Below are 23,920 nucleotides of genomic sequence, written 5' to 3'. Positions count from 1 at the left end.
TGTCAGCTCTGGCTGAGCAGAGTACGCCAATAGTGGAGAACAGCCTGCATCGTCGTTTCGATTGGGATTTCGGGTGTCCAGCCGGTCAGACGGGTGAATTTGGCTGCATTGCCAACGACGATTGGAACGTCCGATGGCCGCATGCGAGCCGCGTCTTGCTGAACGGAGACCGTGATGGGGGACAGCAATAATAACAGCTGCAGCAACTCACCGATCGAATGGCTCCGGCCTGAGGCGATGTTGTAGCAGTCACCTGGCGCACCATGCTGAATCGCTAACCAGTAGGCGCGAACGACGTCGCGAACATCAGTGAAGTCGCGCTGAGCGTCTAGATTGCCAACGTACAGCACCGGCGGGCGCAGCCCTTTCTCGATCTCAGCGATCTGTTTGGCAAAGCTGGAGGTGACGAAATGCTCGCTTTGCCCGGGGCCAATATGATTGAACGTCCGCATTCGGACGACAGGAATGCCATATTGACGATAATATTGCATGCCGAGAAAATCTTGCGCGATCTTGCTAATGGCGTATGGATTCATTGGTCGGAGAGGATTGTGCTCATTCACAGGGATCTCATCGGCAAGCACCTCGCCATATTCTTCGCTTGAGCCTGCAATGAGCACCTTCGTCGGCAGCTTAAGCCGTCGGATCGCATCAAGCAAATGCACCTGGCCTGCTACGTTGTTATGAATCGTGTCGCCGGGCGATGCCCAGGAAGCGGGGACGAAGCTTTGTGCAGCCAGGTGGAACAAATAATCCGGACGTTCGGCAGCGATAACGGCCTCGACTGCCGTTTTATCGCGCAGCTCGCATTCGACTAGGCGAATGTTCTCGACTGTCGGTGGAACGCTTCCGTCACGCTGCCTGCGGCAGGTGCCGACGACCTCGATGCCTTCGCCGAGCAAATACGATGCCAGGTGGCTGCCGACAAAGCCGGTGACGCCCGTAATAAGTGCCTTCACGCTTGCATCACCTCGATGATTCGTTCAGCCAATGTTTCAGGCGAGGCTCCTCGGACCGGTGACAGACGAGCAGGCCGTGTGGGGTGGAGACGACGATAAGATCGGATACCCCGATGAGCAGCGTCTCTGTCTCTGAGTAGACGGTGTTGCCTTCACTCTCGTACAGCCGAATGGCTCCCTTCGCCACATTGCCATCAGCATCTGGAACATGGTGCCGGCGAAAAGCAGCCCAAGATCCGATATCGTCCCAGCCGCAATCAATCGGAATGCATCGGATCTCATCGGTCTTCTCCAGAATAGCGTAGTCGATAGACAGCTCGGGTATCGCTGCATAGGCTAGCGCAGCATCACCTTGATGGTCTTTGAACGGGCGCCATAGTTCTGGTTCTTTCTGCGTAATGTGATGCATGATCGAAGAGGGGCGCCAGGCGACGATGCCGCTGTTCCAATACACATTATGCTGCTGAATAAGCACTTCCGCTGTAGCAGCGTCAGGCTTCTCTATGAAACGTTTGACTTTATGCAGCAGGTCCCCTGCGTCTGTTTCTATCTCGCCCTCATCGGGTTCAATCTCCATGTAGCCGAATCCGGTATCGGGGCGATCTGGCCGGATACCGAGCGTAACGATGGAGTTTGCTGCCGACGCAGCTTGTGCCGCACGCTCGATGGCAGCAAGGTAGACGTCATCATCAGCAACATATTGATCTGCCGGCACGAATACGATCGGGCGATCGTCGCCTTTGGCCAGCATAGAATAGGCAGCATAAGCGATACACGCGGCAGTCCCTTTTTGCTCCGGCTCGATGAAGATTTGTTCAGTGGCTAGAGAAGGTAATTGGCTGGTTACGAGCGGGATGTGTGCGGATGGAGCTGCAATGAATAGACGTTCATCAGGCACAAGGCGCCGGAATCGGTCAACAGTCTGCTGGATGAGCGTAGGTCCCGAGCCGAATGACAGGAATTGCTTAGGTATCGTTTTGACGCTGCGGGGCCAGAACCGGGTACCTTTGCCGCCGGCCATGATCATGATGTTCATCATGTAATGCAACGACCTCCAATTACGAGCCAGGTCCGTGTAACGGGACAAACAGCTTCCATATACAAATGCTATGCCATTGTATTCACGCAGGAATCGTGCCTGCAACGGCATTTGTACAAAGATAAGACTTTACGAGTTTTTGTCTTCCAAGCAGCTTCATTTTTCGGAACAATACACATTTCAATCAATCACAGAGTAGCGACAGACGTTTCAATGAAATGCAGGCGGGAGTAAGGCTGAACAAGTTGTGGCGTCATTTACCAGTTTCATGGGTGAGTCTAATGTGGTATTGTTTTACGCGAGCCGAAACTAACGTGCGGGGGAGATTCATGGAAATCAGTACAGGCAGTCTGCTGTGCTGAATCCTCGGGGTGAATCGCAGATCAGCTGGCCTTGACCAGTTGGATTATGCGTAGGGTGACTCCTTAACCGAATCCGACAACTAACCTCGTAGGCGTATACACAGGAGGATTACAACTTAATGACGCAATCATCAATGAAACCGTTTTCAAAATGTTTGAAGCAGTGGGCTCGTACAGCCGCTGCCGCTCTTCTTGGCGTTTCGATCGCTTGGTCCGCGGCATCTGCCGATGCGGCTTCTGTTCACGTGGCGACGAAGACGACGACGTTCTGGACGCTGTCCCAATATTACGGGCTTACGGTGCAGCAGATTGCTGCAGCTAATCCGAATGTAAATCCGAACAATATTATCGAAGGGCAGCGACTCTCGATTCCGACGATTAACAATACGTTTAAGCTGGCATCTACGCCTGCAACGTCGGTTTCAACAGCAGCAAGTGCAGTTAGCAACGACAGTGTGACTGTCAGTGGTAAGCAGTACGACGTAGCTCGAACGATTCAGATGACGGCCACCGCCTATTCAGCAGATCCGGCCGAAAATGGCGGTTGGGGCGGGCTTGATTACTTCGGTAATTCGCTCAAGGTAGGTACAGTGGCAGTCGATCCATCACAGATTCCATTGGGTACGAAGCTGTACATAGTCGGCTACGACTTCGCGGGACTCCCTGTCGGGGGAATGCTCGCTACGGCACTGGATGTAGGAAGCGCGATTAAAGGTAATCGCATTGACATGTTCGTCCCAGGCACGGCATCTGAAGTGAGTAACTTCGGTTTTCAATACGTGAAGGTGTACGTACTGGAATCTTGATTCATCGATCATCTGGCTCGCGCTAAAAAGCAACAAGAAAGCGGAGGTGCAATATTGCGCCTCCGCTTTCTTGTTGTTTGTGTAGGCCGGAGAAGTGGCCAAGGCGCCTTTATGTAACGCAGGCGCGCTATCGCATCGGGTATGAATCGGCTCTCGCCGCGCCTAATGGACATGAGAGACGCTACGCTGCTCATTTTTTGAATACGGCATTCCTAACGGACTTCAGCGTTCTTAATTAGCTGTTTGTCGCCTCGCTATAGGCGGTTGATGCACAATAACGACGTCTGAGTCCGTTAGGTTCAGCTAGAGTCCATCTCAAGCCGGATAACAGCTGCTGTGTCCGTTAGAACAGGCTAGAGCCGGGTCCGCTCTGCAGCCAGCTCCACCATGACATCGCGGAAGCAGTCACTGCCGTCGACCGTCGGATGAGCCCAACATCTCCGGGATCGTTACAAGCTCATACCCTTTGTTCTTGAGCATTCGGATGATGACAGGCAGCGCCTCAACGGTTCCTGACAGGTCCTGTGTAGCGCCTCCGCCCGCGTGTTGGAGGATGATCGAGCCAGGCTGAAGTGTTTTACGGACGTTGATAATAACCGCACGGCTGCGCAGGCTTCGCCAATCGACGGAATCGACGTCCCAGTTCACAATCACGTAGCCGTTGCGCTTCGCCCACTGCACCTGCGCCGAGCGAATCTCGCCATAAGGCGGTCGGATATACCGCGGACTATATCCAACGAGCGGCGCGAGAATCGCATCTGTACGTGCAATTTGGCGGTTATACTGTTCGGCGGTCAATTGCGAGAATACGGCATGGTTGTAAGAGTGATTGCCCACGGTATGCCCTTCACGCTCCATGCGGCGTACGAGCGCAGGATAACGTGCAGCGAGTGAACCAAGCACGAAGAAAGTCGCTTTCACGTTATAGCGCGCAAGCACGTCTAGCACCTTGCCTGTATAGCGTGGATCCGGCACATCGTCAAACGTAAGCGCGGCACGTCGTACATTGCGAGGTCCATGTGTGACAAACGCGCCTGGGTAACGCTTCTCCAGCGTGACCCAGCTCATGACAGCCTGCTTCCGCTGCTTCTTACGTGTGCGGGCGAACGAATTGTACTGCTCTGTCGATTGCATGGCGTCGCTGGTTTCGATCGAGATAGCTGCATGGTCATCTGCTTCATGATTGGCTGCAGACGGCTGGGCCGAAGCGTCGATCGGATTGGCGAGCATAAGTGCAAGGACGATCAGCAGACAAGTTATAGACTGTTGTTTCATTGGACGTTCTCCCTTCAAGCGGAGGGCGGAGAAAAAATACAATCCTCGTTGTTTTCTCCGTGGAACGCCAATGTTATACATATAATCGGGCGATGGTTAAGTCTCTGCCCTTGCCTATTGCAGTTCCTCCCACCATGCGTTCATCTGGCGAACGAACAATTGCAGCATTTCGCTGCTGTTATAGGCACCGCTGAAGTCCTCGATACCGAAAGCGCCTTCATAACCGACCGCCTTCAAGTCTTCAAGAACACGTTTCCATGGAACGATACCATTCGCAACAGGCTGCCAAGCGCAGCGCCACGATGCAGGATCAAGCGGATTCGTGCTATCGGATGCAGGTATCCAGCCGGCATTTTTTACATGGACATGTGCGAGATAGGGACCAAGCAGTTCCAGACCCATCCGGTATTGCTCAAAACCTTCATGTATGAGGTTGCCTGGATCATACAGCACGCCGATATCTTCCGGGTTGCAGCCTTCGATCAGACGAAGAGCGAGCGAGGCGCTTGGCGCGATTGTAGCATGATGCGTCTCAACAAGGCCTTTGACACCATAACGACGAGTCAGTTTCTCAGCTTCGCGAATATAGGCTTGTCCCTCTTGCAGCAATTCTCCATATGGACGGCTGCCATTGTATCCGGGCACACCGAGTCGGATATACGATGCGCCAAGTGCAGACGCTACCGACAAGATACGTTCTGTTTCTTCCAGGTCCCCGCACTTCAAATAAGGGACGACTGCGAGCGAACGCAGTCCATGAGCAGCGGTTGCTTCACGAAGCTCAGCCAGCAATTGCGGCGAGGCATCCGGGTCTAACGTGCATCGATTGTTACCCCAGAAGGAAGGCGGATCATTCTTCATGCTGTCCGGAATGCGTGTGCACCGCCATTCGATCGCGCTAATTCCGGCTTCCTTCGCTGCAGTCAGCAGCTCTTGTGGTGACAAATCTGGCGTTGCAACGGTAAAGACAGAACAAATCATCGAGTAACATCCCTTCTGAAATGAAATATTCAATGATGAATAACAGTGATTTATTGGAATTTCGACTACAGCTTCATTGTAACACAGGATTCAGCGCGCTTAATGCTGCAGCAATCAATCGAAAGTCAATGATGGATATTGATCCATCCCGAAAAACCATGATACAATACCAATATATAAAACCATGGTTCTGTATATAAAACCAAATCAGAACCAAATGATCCACCCAGAATGGAGGCTAGTACCGTTTGACGGACAAATATCAGGTTCCTGCAGTTCGGCGTGCGAACGATGTCATGCTTCTCGTAGCGGCCGAGCCTGCACGACTTCGCCTGATCGATCTCGCAAGAAGGCTCGATGTGAACAAGAGCTCGATGTTCTCGCTGCTGTACACGCTGGAGTCGCTTCGATGGATCGAGAAGAACGAGGATGATACATACTCGCTCGGATCGACTGCGGGTGCGATTGGCAATGCGTTTTTCAGACAGTTTGATTTTGTAGCTGCATTCCACCGGGAGGCGCGAACGGCTGCCGCATCAGTAGGCGCCACTTTCCAGCTTGCTAGGCTTGAAGGTCGTGAGGTCATCTATCTAGCAATGGAGGAAGCAAAGACGCCGCTTCGGCTTGCTTCTTCGCCTGGTGCTCGGCTGCCTGCACATGTCACGGCGCTTGGCAAGGCGTTGTTGTCTAAGCTGGACGAGCAGACGTTGAACGAGCTGTATCCGGAGCAGACGATCGGAGAGCAGAGTACGCCTTATTCGATCACGGATCGCGACACATTCTTCCAACAGCTCGCGCTGTTCCGCCAGACTGGCATTGCGGAAGAGATGCAGGAAGGTGTTGTTGGTATTTGTTGTGCTGCTGCACCTGTATTTCGTCCGGACGGTCATGCCGTTGCAGCAATCAGCTGCTCGATAAGTGTGTTTGAATGGGAAAGCAGACGTGACGCGATCCGCGAAGCGGTAGCCGTTACGGCGAGTCGTATTTCAGGGCTCGGATAATGAAGAAAGCAAATTGCTAAGCGTATGCTTACGAAGCAAGCAATTTGCTCGCAGGTAGTGATTTCGAGGAAGAAAGCAAATTGCTAAGCGTATGCTTACGAAGTAAGCAATTTGCTTACTGTTAGTCATTTCGAAGAAGAAAGCAAATTGCTTTTAGGAGGTCTTGTAATGTCGCGTTTGAAAGGTAAAGCAATTCTAATTACGGGTGCCGGTTCCGGCATTGGTCAATGTACGGCGCAATTGTTTGCATCGGAAGGTGCAGAGGTTATCGTCAACGATATTGATGCAGCCAAAGGTGAGGAGACGGTTGCATCGATCGTTGAAGCAGGCGGCAAAGCTGCTTTCATCTATGCCGACGTAACGAATCCAGAGTCGGTGCAGCAGCTGACGGCTAAGGCGATTGAGCAATTTGGTCGTATCGACGTATTGTTCAATAACGCAGGCATTAGCGGCGTCGGCGCTATTCATGAAATTGAGCCGGATGCATGGGATCGGGTAATGAACGTTAACATTCGCGGTGTTTACCTCCCTTGCAAATATATCGTGCCTCATATGATGGAGCGCAATAGCGGCAATATCATTAACATGTCGTCCTGCATCGCGGAGATGGGGCTCGCTCGCCGCGCATCCTATTCCGCTACGAAAGGGGCTATTCTTGCACTGACGAAGTCGATGCAGGTTGACTATGCACCTTATAATATTCGTGTAAACGCTTTGCTCCCGGGCACAATCATGACGCCATTTGTTGAGAACTACCTTCGCAGCTCGTATGCGGATCCAGAAGAGGCATTCGCTTCGATCAAGCAGAGACAGCTGACAGGTGAGCTTGGCAGACCGGATGATGTGGCCCGCGCAGCATTGTTCCTTGCATCCGATGAATCGAAGTTTATGATGGGCTCGCCGCTCTATATCGACGGCGGCGTCGTGTTCGGCAAAAACGCATAAAGAAAGGATTGGTATTCATTTATGAAACTTCTTAATTTCAAACAAAACGAACAAGTTAAGCTCGGCGTACTGACGTCGGTAGGTGTTGTAGACGTAGCTGCTGCAGCGAATGTATTCGAGATCAATGCGCCATCGGACATCCATGAGCTCATCGAAGGCGGTCCGGCTGCTATGGCTGCTGCCAGTGCAGTTGCGGCACAAGCGGTCGAGTTGAAATCCAGCGAATACATCATTCCAGAGTCGGATATTACGTACGCCTCGGCTGTAACAAAACCAGGCAAAATCATCTGCGTTGGCCTCAACTATCGCCGCCATGCAGAAGAAACGAATGCGCCAATTCCGCAATATCCTATTCTGTTCAATAAATTCAACAACACGATCGCTGCTCATGGTGATACGGTACTGCTGCCGAAAGTGAGCACGAAGGTTGACTACGAGGCAGAGCTCGTTATCGTCATCGGCAAACAAACGAAAGACGTTGAAGAAGAAAAGGCACTGGGCCATGTATTCGGCTATTGCAACGTGAACGACTTGTCGGCTCGCGATCTGCAGATGCGTACGCAGCAATGGCTGCTCGGCAAGAGCTGTGACGGCTTCTCGCCGCTTGGTCCTTACCTCGTAACGGCTGATGAAGTTGGCGATCCGAACAAGCTCGCGATTTCGTGTACAGTAAACGGTGAAGTTCGCCAATCGTCCAACACGTCGGATATGATCTTCAACGTCAAAGAGATTGTCAGCTATATCTCGCAGTACATGACGCTGGAGCCTGGCGACATCATCCTGACAGGTACGCCAGAAGGCGTTGTGCTTGGCTACCCAGAGGACAAGCAGGTTTATCTGAAGGACGGCGACGTTGTAACGATTGAGATCGAGAAGCTCGGCGCACTGACTGTTACGATGAAGCAGGAAGTTTAATTCGACTATTTCATGGGATGCGCACCGCGCGAGAGGAGAAGTGTTGAACTTGCTATTCGGACAAGGTGACAAAATTGTACTGATCGGCGATTCGATCACAGACTGCGATCGGGGACGTCCAATTGGCGAAGCTGGCAACGGCGGAGCGGGACGCGGATACGTTGAGCTGGTAGATGCTTTCTTGCAATCGACCTACCCTGAGCGCAAGCTTCGGGTCGTTAATGTCGGCACTAGCGGCCATACGGTCCGCGATCTGAAGGCACGCTGGCAGACCGATGTTATCGATCAGAAGCCGGACTGGCTGACGATTATGATTGGAACGAATGATGTATGGCGCCAATTTGACCGTCCCATGCTGTCAGAGCTGCATGTATTGATCGATGAATACGAGCGCACGCTCGAGGAGCTCGTTGTACAGACGAAGTCGCTTGTCAAAGGGATCGTACTGATGACGCCATTCTTCGTCGAAGCTTGCCGTGAAGATCGGATGCGGATGGAGATGGATCGTTACGGGGCGGTTGTACGTGCCGTAGCAGAGCGTAATGATGCGCTGTTCGTCGACACGCAAGCGGCATTCGACCGCGTGCTGGAGCATATTTATTCGGCACAGCTGACATGGGACCGTGTTCATCCGAACAAGGCAGGTCATATGATTCTTGCTCGCGCACTGCTGGACGCAGTCGGATTCGATTACGCGAAGCAGGCGTAAACTTAAGTGAAAATAAAAATCCGGCCTGGACGACGATAGGGATATCGTTGTTCGGGCCGGGTTTATTTGTGTATGTATGAATGGTGTCGGACGCTGCTATCTTACAGCTTGAACACTTGAATCGTTCTTTGCAGCTGGTTAACGCTGAGCATCATGCGATCTGCTTCTTCGACCACGGCTTGGACGGATCCGATCTGCTCGTTCATTGACGCAGACATCTGCTCCGTACCAGCAGCCGATTGCTGCGTAATCGCCGAGATGTTCTGGATCGCCGAGGAGATGCGCTGTGCGCTCTCTAACATGACGTCGCTTTCTTCCGAGAAGCGGGCGATTTGTTCTGCGATGAACTCGATGCTCGTCATCATTTCACCGAAAATGCGTTCTGCCGATTCAATTGTCTCGGCTTGCACTTGTACAGCTTGTTCGTTGATGACGATGTTCTCGATCGCTTGCTTAACGCCGCGTTCGATGCCGCGCACGAGTGTGAATACTTCCTTCGTCGAAGTAGACGATTCTTCAGCCAGCTTGCGTACCTCTTGCGCAACGACTGCGAAGCCTTTGCCGTGCTCACCAGCACGTGCTGCTTCAATCGAAGCGTTCAGCGACAGCAGATTCGTTTGTTCTGCGATTTCGGAGATGGTGCGCGTAATCTTCGTAATGCCAGCCGCGTCACGTGCCAGCTCACGGACGGTTTCGGATACTTTAGCCGTCGCGTCGGCGTTGCTCTGCATGCTCGTCTTCTGGTTGCCTACTGCGTGTACGCCTTGCTGAACGAGCTGCAGCGTCAGCTCGGAGCGATCGTTCATCCCTTTCACGGATCTTGCGTAGGAGCCGACCTTATCCTCAATGTCTTTGATCGAATCCGTCATGAATGAAACTTCAGATGAAATTTCATTCGCGCCAGTTGCCAGTTCGGTGGAAGACGCTGCAACTTGTTCCATTGCAACTTTCATTGCTTGGTTCTTATCGAAAATGCTGCGGCTTGCTTCGCTAACTTGGCGTGAAATTTTGGACGTATCGGTAATAATGTCGCGAAGCTTATCGATCATGCTGTTGAAGGAGTGCCCTAGTTCGCCCATTGATGCGGACACCTCAACTTTTTGCGAGAAATCACCTTTCGCCAAGCCGGAAGCTGTCGAACGCAGCTCATAAAACGCCTCTGTAAGCGCTTTCTCGACGAAGTTAACAATAGGAAGAATAGCGATTGCCAGCACAATTGCGACAATTATCGCGGCTAGAATCGATCCTCCACTGAACGCTGTTACAAGTATTGATGCAATGGAAAATAATAAAACAATTGCATAAAAACCAAAAAATAATTTTCTTCTAGTTGATAAAGCGGAGAACCATTGCATATGTAAACGCTCCTTTATAGTAAATTTAGACATAGTATATCACTGGTCCCAATTTGGGTCTATATTATTAATTCACGATTTTGTCACGGGAAATTCCAACAACAAACTAAATTATACTCCTTTTTCCGACAAAGTCTGTGCAAATTGATTGAAATTTATAACAATTTGTCATATGATGGTGCTAATTGACTACAAAGGTAGTTCTTATGATGGATAGCTGCACCTGGTACAGCAAAATGAAAGCGTTATCTATCATACCGTTAAAGGAGTGATGATTCGGGTTATTAATGCGGAAGGTTATTGGACTTAAGTATGAATTTTTTATTAAGCATGCTCAATCATACCTATGAATAATTGGAGGGAGTTAATTTGAATAATTTCGACCATATTCCATTAGCAAGACAAGTTGATTACGTATTTAGACAATTGGAGGGTGAATTAAAGAACGCTGCGGCTGGAACCGTACATATTCAGCTGCGCAACAATGCCGTTGGCAAGTTCGGGATGAAACATCATCCGATCGAGAGCCGCAATGGCGAGCTCAAGCCTGTGGAGGCCGGATTGAATGCACAGCAAGTCGAAGCCTTTCGTAAGATGGCAATCGAAGCATTGAAGCTGAAGCGTGATTGGACACATGGAGACATCTCGTATGACTTCGCTGTACGTCCTGGAACCGGTGCTTGGTCGGCAAGCATTATGTATGAATCGAACTACAATATGTCCAATCATACAGGTGCATTGTTTCAATACGTTCCGAAGAAGCCACGCAGCCGTGAGTACGATGAAGGCTAGTTCATCGTATGTTTAATCAAGTAAGGGCACCCCATCGATAGCAGATGGGGTGCCCTTGTTGGTTCTTGTCTGTATTAGAATCTCGCGGATTGTCCAGACAGCTGCTGTTCGGCGAGCTGAATGAGCCGTCTCGTAATGTTACCGCCGAGCGTGCCGACATCACGAGTCGTCATATTGCCATAGTATCCGTCTTGCGGAAGCTGAATGCCAAGCTCTTGTGCGATTTCAAATTTCATCTGCTCTAGCGCCATTCTTGCTTGCGGTACAACAAGCGTATTCCGGGATTGTCCTGCCATGCTGCTCATCTCCTTTGGTGATAGCCGGATCGTAAGCGTTTGCTCCGTGTGGGACAAACCATCTAGCCGAATGAATATCGAGTAGATGATCTTTATTATGGATGGATTGGCATGAAATATTCGAGTTAGCCAAATTATTTTTATAAAATAATGGATGCATGCATGGTTCCCACTATTCACCCTTAACATGGGAATGAACCGTTGTGCCCAGCTTGCCGTTCAGATCGGAATCGAGCGGTTTATGTGGCATTAGGAAACCAATTGCAAGGAGCAGCAGGAACAGGCCGTACAGCAGCACACTGCGAGCTGGTGAAGGTGTATGGTCATGATCATGGTCGTGGTGGTGCTGGTCATGATGGTCATGATGGTGATCATGTCCGCACTCGCAGTGATTATCGATCGGCTGAGAACGATTCGTCAACATACGTAAAAACATGAAGGTTTGATGCACGCCCGCAGCAATCAGCCCTAACGCGGATAGCTTAACAGCTTGCTCGATGCGCGGTGTTACGAACAGCCCCAACTCTCCCGTTCGTTTGAGTTGGACAATCAGCAGCGCGAAGCCGAGCAGAACAATTGCCCGCAGCATGCAGTGAATGAGCGGAGCGGCATAGCTTCCTAATTTCATAACTCGTCATTCCTTTCTGAGCGGGGGCTATGTAATGAGCTGGCCTGTCAGCCATGACAGCGCGAATACGAGTACGGCTGTTAGAGCGACCACCGCGATGACGATGCGAGCGCGGAAGGTGGAGAACAACATGAGCGTATTTTTCAGATCGATCATTGGTCCGAACACAAGGAATGCAAGCAAGGGCCCAGCAGCGAACAAATGGCTGAAAGATGCAGCTACAAAGGCGTCCGACGTCGAGCAGAGCGATAGGAAATAAGCGAATGCCATCATGAACAGCTGAGATAGCGCCTCATGGGAGGCGATAGCATGGAGCGATGAACGGTCTACGCCGGTTTGAATTATGGCGGTAAGCATTGCGCCGACGATCAAATATTTGCCCATATCGAAAAATTCCTCGGACGCATGACCTAACGTAGAAGCGAGTCTTGTACCGAGTGGCGCCCGCCCAATGTGATCACTCGCTTCATGCGAATGAGTATGTATAGGTGCGGCATGCTCAACTCGGAGAGGATTGGCTTTCATAGATCGGCTGAGTATAAGGCCAATGAGGAAGGCGACGAGAAACCCAAGTGCCATGCGCCCATACAGGATGCTTGGCTGCGCATGGAAGGCTGTATACGTGGAAGCAAACACGATTGGATTGACGATCGGGCCGGCAAGGATGTAGACGATTCCGATGTAGGCTGGCATTCCTTTGCGAATAAGCCGCCTCACGACGGGAATCATTCCGCATTCGCACAATGGGAATAGCAGCCCAAGCAATGCGCCGAATATTGAACCAAGTATCGCATGGCGCGGGGCAAGCCTCCGAATCGCTTGTTCAGAGACGAATACTTGCAGCAACGCGGATACGATGACGCCTAACAGCATGAACGGAAGCGCCTCTAGCACAACGCTGAGAAAAATCGTCGTGAAAGCATTCAGCTCAGCAGTCCCAATCGTTGGCAGATAGATGGGGCGATTGGTCGCGATAAGAAGCAGCATTGCTGCACAGCCTGCCGTCAATGCAGGCGGCGACCAGCGAAGCAGCAGACGCAAAGGCATGGCGAGAACCTCCTAACAGTATGCCTAATTAATGATGGAAACGCAGCTATGAAAGCCTGAATACGATGGACTAGCGCTCGAACATTATTTTCAATATATGCGCATGTCCTAGTCGTTAGGACATCATGACGGTTATTGAAATATAAGACGTTCTACGGGTTGAAACACGCTGCTCCTCTGTTGACGGCGACAGCCGTCTCACCTTGACAATTGATACTTGGAGAGTATAATCGTTGTAAACACGATGAACGGAACAAGTAAGCGTGCGAGGCTGCTGACAGAGAGCCGGTGGTTGGTGCAAACCGGTGCAGCGCGCGTGACCGAATGGATCCGGGAGTGGACAATGGAACGCAGGGCTGCTCGATCGATGACGCATATGGCGCCGATCACAGGCAAGCTGCTTGCCTATATTGATCCGATTGTTCCTCGTTACGGAACGTAAGGCATGATCCTCAACGACCCTACCTAGGACGGGTTGCTTTGATCCGACATGCGAATTAGGGTGGTACCACGGCTCCTCGTCCCTTGCGACGGGGGCCTTTTTTGCGTATTTCGATGCAAGAGAGAGCTGAGCAGCTAGGCCAAGCTGCATGAGCATTCTCAACAATAGACAATAATTGAAGGAGTGTATATCAATGAAACGGGTTCTTTCCGGTATTCAACCAAGCGGTCAACTAACGCTGGGTAACTACATTGGTGCTATGCAAAATTTCGTGAAGCTGCAGGAGACAGAAGAGTGCTACTTCATGGTCGTTGACCTGCATGCAATCACTGTTCCTCAAGAACCAGCGGCGCTGCGTGAGCAGACGGAAGCTGTAGCCGCATTGTTCATCGCAGCGGGCATTGACCCAGCGAAGTCCAACGTATTCGTACAATCCCATGTACGTGCGCATGCTGAGCTGGGATGGATGTTCACAACGCTCGCTTACATGGGCGAGCTGGAGCGTATGACGCAGTTCAAAGACAAATCCGCAGGCAAAGATTCGGTTGGCGCCGGTCTGTTCGTTTATCCGACGTTGATGGCGGCAGACATTCTCATCTATAACGCAGACCTCGTACCAGTCGGTGACGACCAGAAGCAGCATCTTGAGCTGTCCCGCGACCTCGCACACCGGTTCAATACGAAATACGGCGACTACTTCAAAGTGCCAGAGCCATATATTCCGAAAGTTGGCGCGCGCATCATGTCGCTCGACGATGCAAGCAAGAAGATGAGCAAGAGTAACCCGAATCCGGGCAGCTTCATCGCACTGCTTGATCCGCCGGACGTTGTCCGCAAGAAGATCAGCCGCGCGACGACAGACTCCGGCCGCGAAGTGAAGTTCGACCCTGCGAATAAGCCAGAAGTGAGCAACCTGCTCAGCATCTACTCGCACTGTGCAGGTATGACGATCGAGCAGATCGAAGCGAAATACGACGGCCAAGGCTATGGCGCCTTCAAGAAGGATCTTGCAGAAGCTGTAGTATCCGTCCTCGAGCCGCTGCAAACGAGATACAACGAAATCCGCAGCTCCGGCGCGATTCATGACATTCTCAAGCAAGGCGCAGAGAAAGCTTCCGTCGTAGCCGACAAAACGCTCGCAGACGCAAAAGAACTCATGGGCTTCCTCGCACCAAAACGCTAATCTGCTCTGCAGCTCTTCTCTATAGAAAACAAAGAAATGACCGCACCGGAAATCCGATGCGGTCATTTCTTTATATATGGACTTTGCTTTACCACGCTCAAACCAAAAGCTTGCCCAAAGGGCACGCGACTCCCAGCAGGCAGTATCTCATCCCCGCCTCAGCCTATCCCACGACCTCTTCCGGGGTCCAGGGGACGGGAGTCCCCTGGGGTCCTCCCTAGCAGGGAAATCCTTAGGTGGGTAGAAAATGAGAAAACAATGGGGTCACAAGGGGCGACGCCCCTAGCTCCCTTATGCTTGTCCTTCACTGCGTCGACGCGCTCTTGCTTTTACTACGAATCCGAAGCCTACGTTACATACCGTCACGAGGGCTAGAAGAACGGCGATCCAACCGTTGTGGCTGATCATGACGGCGGTAGCACCCATGAGGATGGTGGACGATAAGGCGAACCACAGCGACAGCATTTTAGACATTGAAAATCACGCTCCAAAATTCTTTTCTTAAAAACTTTAGTGGACTAGCATATATATTCGAAACACGAGCCATAATAACTTTGCAAGCTTGCAACCCATCACAACGTGCAGAGGATGAAAGGAGTTTTTTCTTATGGCAAGCCAATCCCGCAGCAGCAATCAACTGGTGGTACCACAAGCAAGCCAAGCTCTGGAACAATTGAAAATGGAGGCTGCGCAGTCTCTCGGCGTGCAAATCCCTGCCGATGGCTACTACGGCAACGTCTCCACTCGCGACGCAGGTTCGCTTGGCGGTTATATCACGAAGAAGCTGGTGCAAATCGCCGAACAACAATTGTCCGGCCAATATCGTTAAGCGCTGACCATACACAGACAAGAAAGCTCAAGGGCAACCTTGAGCTTTTTTGTTTATCGATCATTTAATTGTGCAGAAAAAAAAGCCCCGCGTCAATACGTCAATACGTATTCATGCGGAGCCGCTTCTCAAGCCGTTTGTCGCTGAGCCAGCCGACATAAGAACCAACTGTCTTGTAATCATGGTCCATCATAAGGACGGCAACGAAAGGGTATTGCTTGCGATGACGGTAACGAACGTCACTCCAACGTACTTCATAGCCCCATGTATGCACTTTGACTTCGGCGCATGCGAAGCTGGTCAGATAGAGGAACGATTGGATCGAAGGGTCGTTCTTCGAACGATCAACGGCCGGATGATCAGAGCAAGATACTCGATCCTGCCAGCGCAGCGTATGTGACCGCAAATCACCAATCATGAAGCTGCCGTTAGATTTGCGTTTGACCACGTTCCAGGTGTTAAGCGAAATCGTAGGGATGAGCCAGTAGCGATCGCCTTCGTCTCTTTCTTTATCTACAGCTTCGACATGTGCCCGCTGTCGATGATGGACAATCGTTCGCCACACATAATAAAGGGCTAGCAGACAGTATAACAAAGAAAAGGTTGCTGCTGGATTCACCAAACCGAACGCCCAGAGCGTGATGGCGATAACATGGGTGGTGAAGATAACCGGATCGAAGATGTGGATGATATTCCACGAGATCCATTTGTTCGAGAATGGCCTAACGGCTTGTGTGCCGTAAGCATTGAACAAGTCGGTGATGACATGCACACATACGGCAAGCAGTATCCAGCCAGCCAAATGTGCCCATGGCAGTGTGCCGCGGTACAGCAGCTGAAGCACGATCGCAATCAACGCGGTCCAGCCGATTATCGCTGGGATGGAATGCGAGGCGCCGCGATGGTTGCGGATATAGGACGCATTGCCCTTGAATCGAAGCAGCGTATCGAAGTCGGGCGCTTGAGAGCCGACTACGGTGCCGATCAATACGGCAGTATGGAACGTCGCATTGTCAGCGATAACCGGATCTACTGCAGCGAGGCCGCCCAGCCCGAGTCCGATGACCAGATGCGTGCCTGTATCCAATCGGGATTCCCCCTTCATTGTGATATAATGTGGGTCGACGTATCGCCCTTAGTGTCGGTTTGCCAACGCAATATCATACCCGGAACTTGATCACCAATCAGGAAAGGAAGCGACCTTCCATGTACATATGTTTTGCTGAATATCGTATTATGCCAGAGCACCGAGCTGCATACCTTGCCTTCTCGGACGAGCTTGTCCAGTCGGCCAATGGCGCTCTTATTGTATATGAAGGAACGGATCAGCCGTCGTTGTTCGTTGAACTGTGGTCGGCGGATACGGAACAAGCCGCGGAGGTTATCAAAAAAGAACGCTGCAGCGAGCGTTCCCCATGGCGGCGCGCCGATAGCTGGGTGCAGGGAGGCAGAGAGAAGGTTCATGTGTGGACCTTCCGCCCTGTCATTCCTGCCCCAGCCCATTCGGCTTCGCCTCAATAGCCGTTATCTCGATGTCGATGTCGCGATAGGCGTTGTGTTCGAAATTGTACCACCAGCGAATGGGTACTCGTAGTTGATTGGACCATCAAACGTGACATAATCAAGGTTCAGCATGAGCAGCAGGTAGCGCATACCTGTTGTTGGATCACTAATAATAATGTGGTCGCGGCCAGCAGCCTCGATGACGCCTTTGAAAATTTTGGCGTTCCACTCGCGGTTGTTCTCATACGTCATGTAGAACGTACCGACTTTGCCGCGGTTCAGACGCAGAATGTTTTCTACATACGACTCTTCAGTAGCTGGCGCTGTCACGATTGTTGTGCCTTGTGGCGTTACGCCTGCGCCGCTTGGTACGAGTGGCGGCATTTGTGGCATACCCATCATCGTTGGCATGCCTCCCATTCCCATCATTGGTGGAATCGTTGCGTTGAGGGTCGTCGTTGTTGGTGCATTCACGCTGGCACCTGGGAATGGAGCTGGCGTCGCTGCGCTGAAGCCATAAGAATAGCCGTAACCTTGCGATGCTGGACTTACTGCATTGTGATAAGACATTGTTGATTTCCTCGCTTTTCAATTAAGTATAGACAAACAATTAATACACGCTGGGGCAATCGTCGCCAGAAGGGGCGAAGAAGCAGTGTGATTTGTAACGACCAGTGTTCTGCTGGTTATACCAAGTGTCGGGACAATCCCCTGAAGGACGGAAGAACCAGAGCGCATTCCCTGCCGGATGCTGTCGTTCGCCGTTAATGACACGTCTAGCCAAGGCGATCTCACTTTCACGTGCTCTCTGATAAAAGTAAGATTTTTGCGTCGCTTCGAAGCCGCCAGGGCTTTGGTACACCATTTGTGGAATCGATCGAATGTTTTTAAAGTCCAGACAGTTGCCGCGTACACGGTTTACGCCAACATTGCCCACCATCAACATGCCGAGGTTTCCTTCACCTTCGGCCTCCGCACGCATGAGTCGGGCCAGCATCCTAACATCGTCGGTGCTTGCTTTGATGACTGCCATGCTGTTAATCGCTCACTCCCTCTGGGCTATCAACTACATACCCATCGTATGCGGAAGTGATGGAATGGTGACTCGCGGTGAAAGCAACAAGAACTTAAGCGGTGTTCGACAAATTGCCATTGGAACGTGTCAAATTAATGAACAGCAGGGACGAACGTTGTCAATGCTAATAATTTTCTGTATGATTAGTACGATTCGCCAAGGTATGCCGAACCATTTAAAGAACGGTGCAGGCGTTTCACCTTGCTGCAATGGAACGGGAGGCTTTTTTTGTGTGGAAGGATTGGATAGAGCTAACGAAGCCGAATCTGCTGCGGCTTAATGTTTTTGCTGCTTTCGGCGGCTTTTGGGTTGCTTCAAAATGGCATTTTGATTGGTGGACTCTGCTGTACATGCTGATCGGCACGACGCTGGTTATGGCTTGCGCTACCGTGATTAATAACTATTGGGATCGTGAGCTGGATAAGAAAATGACGCGTACCCAGCATCGCGCGCTGCCAAACGGTCGTCTTAACCCGAACGCAGTATTGGTATATGGTATTATTCTTGGGGTGCTTGGCCTGACGGTTCTGTTCACGCTAGTGAACGCGACCTGTGGACTATTGGCGGTTGTCGGAATGTTCGCCTACATAGTCATTTATACGATGTGGTTGAAGCGCACTTCGACATGGAGTACCTCAATCGGCGGGATTTCCGGTGCAATGCCGCCAGTAATCGGCTATTGCGCAGTTACAGACTCGATTGATATGGGTGCATGGATTCTGTTCGCTTGGTTGTTCTTGTGGCAGCCCGCTCATTTCTGGTCACTGGCTATTCGCCGGGTGGAAGAGTATCGCGCTGCGGGATTCCCGCTGCTTCCGGTCGTCAAGGGGATTGAACGGACGAAGCTGCAGATGATTCCGTATATCGCACTTCTTATTCCGACGGGTATACTGCTGTATGCATATGATTACGTCGGTGTCGCTTTCTTGATTATTTCGACGCTGCTTAGCGGGGGCTGGCTGGTTCAGACGCTGATGGGGCTGCGGGCGAAAAATCTTGATAAGTGGGCGAAGACGAACTTCCTTATTTCGGTCAATTATTTGATGATTATTTTTATCGTGATGATGATTGATACCGCGCATATCGGTTAATCGGGAGAGTTAGGAGAGGTCGGACGATGCAGTTTCTGTTGAAGCATTCCTTCAAGTTAGCCATCGGGTCGCTTGTTGTACTCATGGGGATTTATTTGTATTTGACTTATGGTGGCTCGGAACGGGAGCCGAAGCTTCCGAATATGCAGGCGGCGCCTGAATTTACGCTGCAGGATGCGATTAACGGCGGCGATGTGAATTTCTCCGATTCGAACGGCAAAGTTCGTCTCATCTACTTCTATTGGGCGAACTGTCCGGACGTATGCCCGCCTACGACACAGCTGATGTCGCAAGTACAGGACAAGCTGGTTGCGGATGGCAAGTTCGGCACGGACGTCGAGCTGATGTCGATTACGTTCGATCCGGAACGTGATACGCCGGAGGCGATTAAGAAGTACGCCGATAAGTTCCATGCTGATTTTACAGGTTGGAAATTCCTTCGTGGCGATGAGAAATATACAGCAGAGCTTATACCGAAGTTCAACGGGATGATGCTGTACAAGGATGCGAATACGAACGAGTTCTCCCACCTTGACCTGCTTATTCTTGTCGACCGTGACGGTAACGTGCGGAAGTATATCGATGGAGCGCATGAGGAAACGATGTCCGCGGATTCGATTATGAAAGATATCAAATCGGTTATGTAATAAAGGAAAGCCGCTCCACCATTGGTGAGCGGCTTTTTGTATGGCTGCGACGTTACAACAGTCCGTTAAGCTGGTGAATCTATCGACGTTCGGTGAACAGATAGCGCACATCCTAATCGAAATCCTCTTTGCTAAACGGAACCGAACTTGGATCTGGGTAGACGATATATGGATCGAGGCCAGCCTTCTCCAATTGTTCGATCAGATACGCCTCGGGCGTACTCTCAACGCCAGGATAGCCGCGTCGCGTGTAGAGATGCTCAGCATCAGGGAATAGGTCGCGGAGCAGACCGCGGATGCGTCGGCCAGACGAGTCATTGTCCATGAACAAATAGACTTGCCGATCGCCGACTTGTTTGCGAAGCGTCTCCAGCTGGCTGCTGCCTGGCGTTCCATATGTACAGAAGACGGGGACCTCTTCCTGTAGAACGCGGCGAAGCCGGCTCCGGTCATTTTTGCCTTCAACAATAATGGCGATATCCATGTGTGGCACCTCCGATTGCTCTAGCTGCATTTATTGTAACCGTGAGCCGCGTCTAATTCCACAACTGCGTTATATCGCTCTTGTCGCAATAACCCAAAAACAGCCCGCTGCAGCGCAGCGAGCTGTTTGAAGGACTGTTATTCGTTATTAGCAGAAACAGCCGGAGAACACGATTACGAGGAGGATGAACAGTACGAGAATTACACCAGTGGACGTAAAGATACCGCCAACGTGTCCGCAGCCTTTGTGAGCTGGATCAACATAGTTCATTTATATTGTCACCCCTTTACTGTTCATGAAGGTCACTTGCGACTGCCATTCCGTTTGTCACTCCGTAACGACTGTCATCTCGTGACACAGTGTAGTGTATGTCGAAGGGGATGCTGTGCCTTGTGCGAATACCCAGATTTATGAAAAATGGGTTCTAGCCGGGGTGCGACGTGGACCGTGAAATGGCAATATGGCGGCTGCGGTCATCAGGACAAAGAAGGCAATGAAGTACGGCGACATTCGATCGCGCAGTATCCCTGCGGCCATCGGACCAAGGAAGGCGCCAACCGAATACGCAATGGACAACAGGGAGAACGTTCTGCCGTATTTCTTGCCCCCGCTCAGATCAATAAGAAGCGTAGGGACGGCGGGCCAGATGATCCCCTTGGCCATGCCGAGCATAAACAGCATGCTTGCAAGTGGGAACGGGACACCAACGGCAAGAGCAAAATAAATCATCGCAAGCAGCACGGACCCCCACAAGGTGCGGAGGTATGGCGAATATTTGTTCAAGAACAGCATGCTCAATGTGACAAGCGCGCCAAAGCTGACGACAGAGAACAGCAGGCCGGTCGTCATGATGGAATGTCCGCCATGTTGATCAGCCATCAGCGGCAGTTCGAATGACAGAATGCCCTGTGCGCAGCTGGTGGCGATCGGCAGGACATAGACGAGCCATGGCAGTGGGCGGTCTTCCTCTAGTGATTCGAGTTCCGGGTGAGGGGATAATTTCTCTGTCTGCAGCTTGCTGCCTTCATTCTTTGTCATCTTGATCGAGCCGGGAGCTGTACTGACCTTACGTTCGTGGATGAATAAAAGCGCACAGATGGCGGTTGCGATGAGCAGCCATCCTAGCCATTCGAACGCGCGTGTGAAGCCGATTTGAGCAACCAGCAGCGCTCCGGCTGCAGGCGAGAAGACGGATGCGAACGTGTGAACGAGCCCATTGCCTGCCATTAGCTTGCCTTGTTGAATACGGTCTGTGGCAATGCGGGCGAGCATCGCCATACAAGCTGGAGACAGAAAGGCGAGCACGAAGCCGCTTACCGAGCGAAGGGCAAGCAGCTGCCACGGGTTAGTGACATGGGCTTGCAGCAGCAACACAATACCTGCTAGCAACAGGCTCATTACAATAAACAGCCGGCTGCCGAATCGGTCAACACCAACACCGGCAATTAGATTGCCAGGCAGGTGGGTGATGGAGTAAATACCCATCATCAATCCGATGAACGACGGGGCCGCGCCTAGAGAGACGGCGAACGGCGTCAGAATCGGATATTGCGCATGTAAGTCAAAAAAGGCGATAAACAAAAACAAGTAAAGCCACACAGCGGTCTTCACAGCAGCCAAGCCCTCCTTCGTAAAGTCTGCTCTATAGTACTAGTACGCTGTGAATGGACAGGATATGCCCGCCTGTCCGCTAGAGAAGGTCCCGGTGTCCGTTTACCGACCGTCATTCCTCGGGTATAATGGATAATAGTCATTTTTGAAATGTAAGAGAATGCGCCGTATAATAAGGAGGATATCTACTAGATGGATTTCGTCTATGACACAGAGACGTGGAAAACATTTTTTGAGGACAATTGGCTCATCCTTGCACTTGCGCTTGTAGCTTTGCTCGTTATTATTGGTATTGTGCGCACCGTCGTGAAATGGGCGCTCGTTGCGATTATCGTTATCGGGGTTATTGCATACAGCGGCTACTCGCTGGAAGATGTGAAGTCGCTAGGCGGTAAAGTTGCGGACAGCGTGAAGCAGGAAGCGATCACGGCGATGGCGGGCGAAGCATCGGAAGCAACATATACGAAGAACAATGACGGCTCCTTCACCGTGAAGACGGACAATTTGGAGCTGACGGGCAAGGCGAATGCCGACGAGGTGGAAGTGAAATTCCGCGGCACGAAGATCGGCAGCTGGAAGATTGACGATACGATTCGGACCTTAATTGATACTGCCAAGAGCAACAGCTAAGCGTATCAGGCATAAGCTGCAGATGCTCCTATGTTGAACGGATACAGGTAAATGGATCGTGTTGCAGCAAGAGGAGCGGATGATATGGCATTCTGGATACATGCAATAACGACGTTCGAGCCAGTGGCGATCATCATTATGGCGCTGCTGCTCTTATCGCTTGTGCAAGGGCTTGTCAAAGGCGCATCGGGCTCCGCGAAGCGTCTTTTCTTTTTTGTATGGGATGGCGTTCTTATGCTTCTATCCTTCTTCGCGGCATGGAAGACGGCTGCGCTGCTCTCTCCTACGATAGCGAAGCTGCTGGCGGGTATTCAACCTCCTCAGGAGGAAGTTGGCTCGCTCAAGCAGCTGTGGTATACGTTCGTAACGAGCTTGCGTGACTTCGCCTTATTCCGTTATGGTGTTCTTATTCTGCTGTTGTATGCCGTTTTCCGTCTCGTTGCTGGGCGATTAGTCTCGCCTATCGAGGGATGGGTGGAGCGGCTAGGCGGTCGACGTACAAGAGGAGCCGGCCGGGGAGGCCTAGATATCGATGAAGGCCAGCGTCTGCTGTCAGGTGGCAGGCTCGCAAGCCGGGCAATCGGCGGCATGATCGGCGCTATTCATGGCGCTGTTCGCTCGCTGCTGCTAATCGCTGCTTTGTTCGTGTATGCGACGCTGGCCCCCAGCGGTCCGTTCACAGAGCAGATTCGGTCTTCTGATGTTTATAGCGAGGCGTCCGCACAGCTGCTGGAGCCTGTGGCAGGACAACTGCTTGCAGACCGCGGGCCGGTCTTGACGGAAGCAGTCGGGGACGAGCTGCAGCGAATCATTCAACGCAAATATGAGATTCAAGATTACGCTATACCAGACAATATCGCGGATGCTGCCCTGACGGTGACGAAGGATGCGTCAACCGACGAAGAGAAAGCGCGGGCGTTATACCGCTGGGTCGGTACGCGAATTGCATATGATTGGGATAAAGCGCGTAACTATGAGGAGCAAGGCATATGGAAGGAGCAGACACCGGCGGACACCTTCCAGACAAGACTAGGCGTTTGCATTGACTTATCTCGTCTGTATGCTGTAATGGCTCGCTCCGTAGGGCTTGAAGTACGTGTAGTAACGGGGATGGGTGGAACGAAAGCAAGCGGATTTGGTCCACATGCCTGGAATGAGGTTAGAATTACCGATTCTGAGGGTAATGCTATATGGGTACCGCTCGATGCAACTTGGGCGATGTCAGGCGACTGGTTTAATCCTCCTGGGTTCGAGCAGACGCATATTCCATCGGTTTGATGTCGGATAGCATAGTCGAAAGCAACATATCAGTTTT

The 23,920-nt window shown here is 51.5% G+C and carries 29 protein-coding genes and 1 riboswitch; of the genes, 14 read left to right on the top strand and 15 right to left on the bottom strand.

Features of this window, described 5'->3' with window-relative positions; translation table 11 throughout:
• Window positions 1–2: 2 nt before the first annotated feature.
• Both DFQ01_RS04910 and DFQ01_RS04905 read right to left on the bottom strand, forming a co-directional pair.
• Window positions 3–959 carry a GDP-mannose 4,6-dehydratase gene (locus DFQ01_RS04910; protein ID WP_110042748.1) on the bottom strand — a complete coding sequence of 319 codons (957 nt, stop codon included), beginning with the start codon at window positions 957–959 and terminating at the stop codon, window positions 3–5.
• A gap of 7 nt (window positions 960–966) precedes the next feature.
• Window positions 967–1,998, bottom strand: a complete 1,032-nt coding sequence (locus DFQ01_RS04905; protein ID WP_174812549.1) for a mannose-1-phosphate guanylyltransferase — start codon at window positions 1,996–1,998, stop codon at window positions 967–969.
• A gap of 291 nt (window positions 1,999–2,289) precedes the next feature.
• A riboswitch (cyclic di-AMP (ydaO/yuaA leader) is annotated at window positions 2,290–2,469 on the top strand.
• A 10-nt stretch (window positions 2,470–2,479) separates the two neighbouring features.
• Between DFQ01_RS04905 and DFQ01_RS04900 the strand changes: the two genes are divergently transcribed.
• The gene (locus DFQ01_RS04900) at window positions 2,480–3,166 is read left to right on the top strand and encodes a 3D domain-containing protein (RefSeq protein ID WP_245946527.1); all 687 of its coding nucleotides are present in this window, start codon (window positions 2,480–2,482) and stop codon (window positions 3,164–3,166) included.
• Window positions 3,167–3,571: 405 nt separating this feature from the next.
• On the opposite strand, the gene DFQ01_RS04895 is transcribed toward DFQ01_RS04900, so the two are convergent.
• Both DFQ01_RS04895 and DFQ01_RS04890 read right to left on the bottom strand, forming a co-directional pair.
• Complete coding sequence (locus tag DFQ01_RS04895; protein ID WP_110042746.1) at window positions 3,572–4,441, bottom strand: polysaccharide deacetylase family protein; 870 nt, start codon at window positions 4,439–4,441, stop codon at window positions 3,572–3,574.
• Window positions 4,442–4,555: 114 nt separating this feature from the next.
• Entirely contained in the window at window positions 4,556–5,422 is an 867-nt protein-coding gene (locus tag DFQ01_RS04890; RefSeq protein WP_110042745.1) for a sugar phosphate isomerase/epimerase family protein, read from the bottom strand.
• Between the two features lie 248 nt (window positions 5,423–5,670).
• Between DFQ01_RS04890 and DFQ01_RS04885 the strand changes: the two genes are divergently transcribed.
• The 4 genes from DFQ01_RS04885 to DFQ01_RS04870 all read left to right on the top strand — a co-directional run bounded on the left by DFQ01_RS04885 (window position 5,671) and on the right by DFQ01_RS04870 (window position 8,992).
• Window positions 5,671–6,423 (top strand): IclR family transcriptional regulator, encoded by a 753-nt coding sequence (locus DFQ01_RS04885; protein WP_110042744.1) that lies wholly within the window; start codon window positions 5,671–5,673, stop codon window positions 6,421–6,423.
• A gap of 168 nt (window positions 6,424–6,591) precedes the next feature.
• Entirely contained in the window at window positions 6,592–7,368 is a 777-nt protein-coding gene (locus DFQ01_RS04880) for an SDR family NAD(P)-dependent oxidoreductase (RefSeq protein ID WP_110042743.1), read from the top strand.
• 21 nt (window positions 7,369–7,389) lie between these two features.
• Window positions 7,390–8,283: a fumarylacetoacetate hydrolase family protein gene (locus tag DFQ01_RS04875; RefSeq protein ID WP_110042742.1), complete on the top strand. Its 894-nt coding sequence runs from the start codon at window positions 7,390–7,392 to the stop codon at window positions 8,281–8,283.
• A gap of 49 nt (window positions 8,284–8,332) precedes the next feature.
• On the top strand, window positions 8,333–8,992 hold the full coding sequence (locus tag DFQ01_RS04870) for an SGNH/GDSL hydrolase family protein (protein WP_110042741.1): 660 nt from the start codon (window positions 8,333–8,335) through the stop codon (window positions 8,990–8,992).
• Window positions 8,993–9,093: 101 nt separating this feature from the next.
• Here the strand turns inward: DFQ01_RS04870 and DFQ01_RS04865 are convergent, their stop codons facing one another.
• Complete coding sequence (locus DFQ01_RS04865; protein ID WP_110042740.1) at window positions 9,094–10,347, bottom strand: methyl-accepting chemotaxis protein; 1,254 nt, start codon at window positions 10,345–10,347, stop codon at window positions 9,094–9,096.
• Window positions 10,348–10,716: 369 nt separating this feature from the next.
• Here DFQ01_RS04865 and DFQ01_RS04860 point away from each other — a divergent pair, with 369 nt between their 5' ends.
• A complete protein-coding gene (locus tag DFQ01_RS04860; protein ID WP_110042739.1) occupies window positions 10,717–11,139 on the top strand; it encodes an O-methyltransferase in 423 nt (140 codons plus the stop codon).
• Window positions 11,140–11,213: 74 nt separating this feature from the next.
• On the opposite strand, the gene DFQ01_RS04855 is transcribed toward DFQ01_RS04860, so the two are convergent.
• The 3 genes from DFQ01_RS04855 to DFQ01_RS04845 all read right to left on the bottom strand — a co-directional run bounded on the left by DFQ01_RS04855 (window position 11,214) and on the right by DFQ01_RS04845 (window position 13,110).
• Window positions 11,214–11,435: an alpha/beta-type small acid-soluble spore protein gene (locus tag DFQ01_RS04855; RefSeq protein WP_110042738.1), complete on the bottom strand. Its 222-nt coding sequence runs from the start codon at window positions 11,433–11,435 to the stop codon at window positions 11,214–11,216.
• A gap of 172 nt (window positions 11,436–11,607) precedes the next feature.
• Window positions 11,608–12,063 carry a DUF1980 domain-containing protein gene (locus DFQ01_RS04850; protein ID WP_110042737.1) on the bottom strand — a complete coding sequence of 152 codons (456 nt, stop codon included), beginning with the start codon at window positions 12,061–12,063 and terminating at the stop codon, window positions 11,608–11,610.
• A 27-nt stretch (window positions 12,064–12,090) separates the two neighbouring features.
• Window positions 12,091–13,110, bottom strand: a complete 1,020-nt coding sequence (locus tag DFQ01_RS04845; protein ID WP_174812550.1) for a permease — start codon at window positions 13,108–13,110, stop codon at window positions 12,091–12,093.
• A 244-nt stretch (window positions 13,111–13,354) separates the two neighbouring features.
• Between DFQ01_RS04845 and DFQ01_RS04840 the strand changes: the two genes are divergently transcribed.
• Together DFQ01_RS04840 and trpS are read left to right on the top strand one after the other, a co-directional pair.
• Entirely contained in the window at window positions 13,355–13,552 is a 198-nt protein-coding gene (locus tag DFQ01_RS04840; RefSeq protein ID WP_110042736.1) for a hypothetical protein, read from the top strand.
• A gap of 193 nt (window positions 13,553–13,745) precedes the next feature.
• The gene (gene trpS / locus DFQ01_RS04835) at window positions 13,746–14,735 is read left to right on the top strand and encodes a tryptophan--tRNA ligase (RefSeq protein ID WP_110042735.1); all 990 of its coding nucleotides are present in this window, start codon (window positions 13,746–13,748) and stop codon (window positions 14,733–14,735) included.
• Window positions 14,736–15,026: 291 nt separating this feature from the next.
• Here trpS and DFQ01_RS04830 read toward each other — a convergent pair whose 3' ends face one another.
• Window positions 15,027–15,209, bottom strand: coding sequence for a DUF5325 family protein (locus tag DFQ01_RS04830; protein WP_110042734.1), 183 nt, complete (start codon window positions 15,207–15,209; stop codon window positions 15,027–15,029).
• A 133-nt stretch (window positions 15,210–15,342) separates the two neighbouring features.
• On the opposite strand from DFQ01_RS04830, the gene DFQ01_RS04825 reads away from it, so the two are divergent.
• Entirely contained in the window at window positions 15,343–15,564 is a 222-nt protein-coding gene (locus DFQ01_RS04825; protein WP_110042733.1) for an alpha/beta-type small acid-soluble spore protein, read from the top strand.
• A gap of 100 nt (window positions 15,565–15,664) precedes the next feature.
• Here the strand turns inward: DFQ01_RS04825 and DFQ01_RS04820 are convergent, their stop codons facing one another.
• A complete protein-coding gene (locus DFQ01_RS04820; RefSeq protein ID WP_110042732.1) occupies window positions 15,665–16,651 on the bottom strand; it encodes a metal-dependent hydrolase in 987 nt (328 codons plus the stop codon).
• Window positions 16,652–16,770: 119 nt separating this feature from the next.
• Here DFQ01_RS04820 and DFQ01_RS04815 point away from each other — a divergent pair, with 119 nt between their 5' ends.
• Entirely contained in the window at window positions 16,771–17,085 is a 315-nt protein-coding gene (locus tag DFQ01_RS04815; RefSeq protein ID WP_110042731.1) for a hypothetical protein, read from the top strand.
• Between the two features lie 3 nt (window positions 17,086–17,088).
• On the opposite strand, the gene gerQ is transcribed toward DFQ01_RS04815, so the two are convergent.
• Together gerQ and DFQ01_RS04805 are read right to left on the bottom strand one after the other, a co-directional pair.
• Window positions 17,089–17,637 carry a spore coat protein GerQ gene (gene gerQ, locus DFQ01_RS04810; protein ID WP_110042730.1) on the bottom strand — a complete coding sequence of 183 codons (549 nt, stop codon included), beginning with the start codon at window positions 17,635–17,637 and terminating at the stop codon, window positions 17,089–17,091.
• 40 nt (window positions 17,638–17,677) lie between these two features.
• Window positions 17,678–18,100, bottom strand: coding sequence for a cell wall hydrolase (locus tag DFQ01_RS04805; RefSeq protein ID WP_110042729.1), 423 nt, complete (start codon window positions 18,098–18,100; stop codon window positions 17,678–17,680).
• A 251-nt stretch (window positions 18,101–18,351) separates the two neighbouring features.
• Between DFQ01_RS04805 and cyoE the strand changes: the two genes are divergently transcribed.
• Window positions 18,352–19,233: a heme o synthase gene (gene cyoE / locus DFQ01_RS04800; RefSeq protein WP_110042728.1), complete on the top strand. Its 882-nt coding sequence runs from the start codon at window positions 18,352–18,354 to the stop codon at window positions 19,231–19,233.
• 26 nt (window positions 19,234–19,259) lie between these two features.
• Entirely contained in the window at window positions 19,260–19,880 is a 621-nt protein-coding gene (locus tag DFQ01_RS04795) for an SCO family protein (protein WP_110042727.1), read from the top strand.
• A 112-nt stretch (window positions 19,881–19,992) separates the two neighbouring features.
• Here the strand turns inward: DFQ01_RS04795 and DFQ01_RS04790 are convergent, their stop codons facing one another.
• The 3 genes from DFQ01_RS04790 to DFQ01_RS04785 form a co-directional block, all read right to left on the bottom strand.
• Entirely contained in the window at window positions 19,993–20,364 is a 372-nt protein-coding gene (locus DFQ01_RS04790; RefSeq protein WP_110042726.1) for a toprim domain-containing protein, read from the bottom strand.
• Between the two features lie 147 nt (window positions 20,365–20,511).
• Window positions 20,512–20,634 (bottom strand): YjcZ family sporulation protein, encoded by a 123-nt coding sequence (locus DFQ01_RS31340; RefSeq protein ID WP_217490342.1) that lies wholly within the window; start codon window positions 20,632–20,634, stop codon window positions 20,512–20,514.
• 138 nt (window positions 20,635–20,772) lie between these two features.
• Complete coding sequence (locus DFQ01_RS04785; protein WP_110042725.1) at window positions 20,773–21,975, bottom strand: MFS transporter; 1,203 nt, start codon at window positions 21,973–21,975, stop codon at window positions 20,773–20,775.
• 192 nt (window positions 21,976–22,167) lie between these two features.
• On the opposite strand from DFQ01_RS04785, the gene DFQ01_RS04780 reads away from it, so the two are divergent.
• Window positions 22,168–22,605: a hypothetical protein gene (locus tag DFQ01_RS04780; protein ID WP_110042724.1), complete on the top strand. Its 438-nt coding sequence runs from the start codon at window positions 22,168–22,170 to the stop codon at window positions 22,603–22,605.
• 84 nt (window positions 22,606–22,689) lie between these two features.
• A complete protein-coding gene (locus DFQ01_RS04775; RefSeq protein WP_110042723.1) occupies window positions 22,690–23,883 on the top strand; it encodes a transglutaminase domain-containing protein in 1,194 nt (397 codons plus the stop codon).
• Window positions 23,884–23,920: the final 37 nt, after the last annotated feature.

Origin of the sequence: Paenibacillus cellulosilyticus (genome assembly GCF_003182255.1) — a bacterium.
Lineage (GTDB): Bacteria > Bacillota > Bacilli > Paenibacillales > Paenibacillaceae > Paenibacillus_T > Paenibacillus_T cellulosilyticus.
Note: the sequence above shows the minus strand (reverse complement) of the source record. Positions and strands in the feature narration are given on the sequence as shown.

Coding starts and splice junctions, on each gene's coding strand:
- DFQ01_RS04850 (WP_110042737.1), bottom strand. CDS start 12,063: ATGAAATTAGGAAGCTATGCCGCTCCGCTCATTCACTGCATGCTGCGG.
- DFQ01_RS04795 (WP_110042727.1), top strand. CDS start 19,260: ATGCAGTTTCTGTTGAAGCATTCCTTCAAGTTAGCCATCGGGTCGCTT.
- DFQ01_RS04890 (WP_110042745.1), bottom strand. CDS start 5,422: ATGATTTGTTCTGTCTTTACCGTTGCAACGCCAGATTTGTCACCACAA.
- DFQ01_RS04845 (WP_174812550.1), bottom strand. CDS start 13,110: ATGCCTTTGCGTCTGCTGCTTCGCTGGTCGCCGCCTGCATTGACGGCA.
- DFQ01_RS04825 (WP_110042733.1), top strand. CDS start 15,343: ATGGCAAGCCAATCCCGCAGCAGCAATCAACTGGTGGTACCACAAGCA.
- DFQ01_RS04775 (WP_110042723.1), top strand. CDS start 22,690: ATGGCATTCTGGATACATGCAATAACGACGTTCGAGCCAGTGGCGATC.
- DFQ01_RS04830 (WP_110042734.1), bottom strand. CDS start 15,209: ATGTCTAAAATGCTGTCGCTGTGGTTCGCCTTATCGTCCACCATCCTC.
- DFQ01_RS04900 (WP_245946527.1), top strand. CDS start 2,480: ATGACGCAATCATCAATGAAACCGTTTTCAAAATGTTTGAAGCAGTGG.
- DFQ01_RS04865 (WP_110042740.1), bottom strand. CDS start 10,347: ATGCAATGGTTCTCCGCTTTATCAACTAGAAGAAAATTATTTTTTGGT.
- DFQ01_RS31340 (WP_217490342.1), bottom strand. CDS start 20,634: ATGAACTATGTTGATCCAGCTCACAAAGGCTGCGGACACGTTGGCGGT.
- DFQ01_RS04790 (WP_110042726.1), bottom strand. CDS start 20,364: ATGGATATCGCCATTATTGTTGAAGGCAAAAATGACCGGAGCCGGCTT.
- cyoE (WP_110042728.1), top strand. CDS start 18,352: ATGGAACGGGAGGCTTTTTTTGTGTGGAAGGATTGGATAGAGCTAACG.
- DFQ01_RS04805 (WP_110042729.1), bottom strand. CDS start 18,100: ATGGCAGTCATCAAAGCAAGCACCGACGATGTTAGGATGCTGGCCCGA.
- DFQ01_RS04905 (WP_174812549.1), bottom strand. CDS start 1,998: ATGATGAACATCATGATCATGGCCGGCGGCAAAGGTACCCGGTTCTGG.
- DFQ01_RS04855 (WP_110042738.1), bottom strand. CDS start 11,435: ATGGCAGGACAATCCCGGAATACGCTTGTTGTACCGCAAGCAAGAATG.
- DFQ01_RS04880 (WP_110042743.1), top strand. CDS start 6,592: ATGTCGCGTTTGAAAGGTAAAGCAATTCTAATTACGGGTGCCGGTTCC.
- DFQ01_RS04840 (WP_110042736.1), top strand. CDS start 13,355: ATGAACGGAACAAGTAAGCGTGCGAGGCTGCTGACAGAGAGCCGGTGG.
- DFQ01_RS04875 (WP_110042742.1), top strand. CDS start 7,390: ATGAAACTTCTTAATTTCAAACAAAACGAACAAGTTAAGCTCGGCGTA.
- DFQ01_RS04815 (WP_110042731.1), top strand. CDS start 16,771: ATGTACATATGTTTTGCTGAATATCGTATTATGCCAGAGCACCGAGCT.
- gerQ (WP_110042730.1), bottom strand. CDS start 17,637: ATGTCTTATCACAATGCAGTAAGTCCAGCATCGCAAGGTTACGGCTAT.
- DFQ01_RS04780 (WP_110042724.1), top strand. CDS start 22,168: ATGGATTTCGTCTATGACACAGAGACGTGGAAAACATTTTTTGAGGAC.
- DFQ01_RS04895 (WP_110042746.1), bottom strand. CDS start 4,441: ATGAAACAACAGTCTATAACTTGTCTGCTGATCGTCCTTGCACTTATG.
- trpS (WP_110042735.1), top strand. CDS start 13,746: ATGAAACGGGTTCTTTCCGGTATTCAACCAAGCGGTCAACTAACGCTG.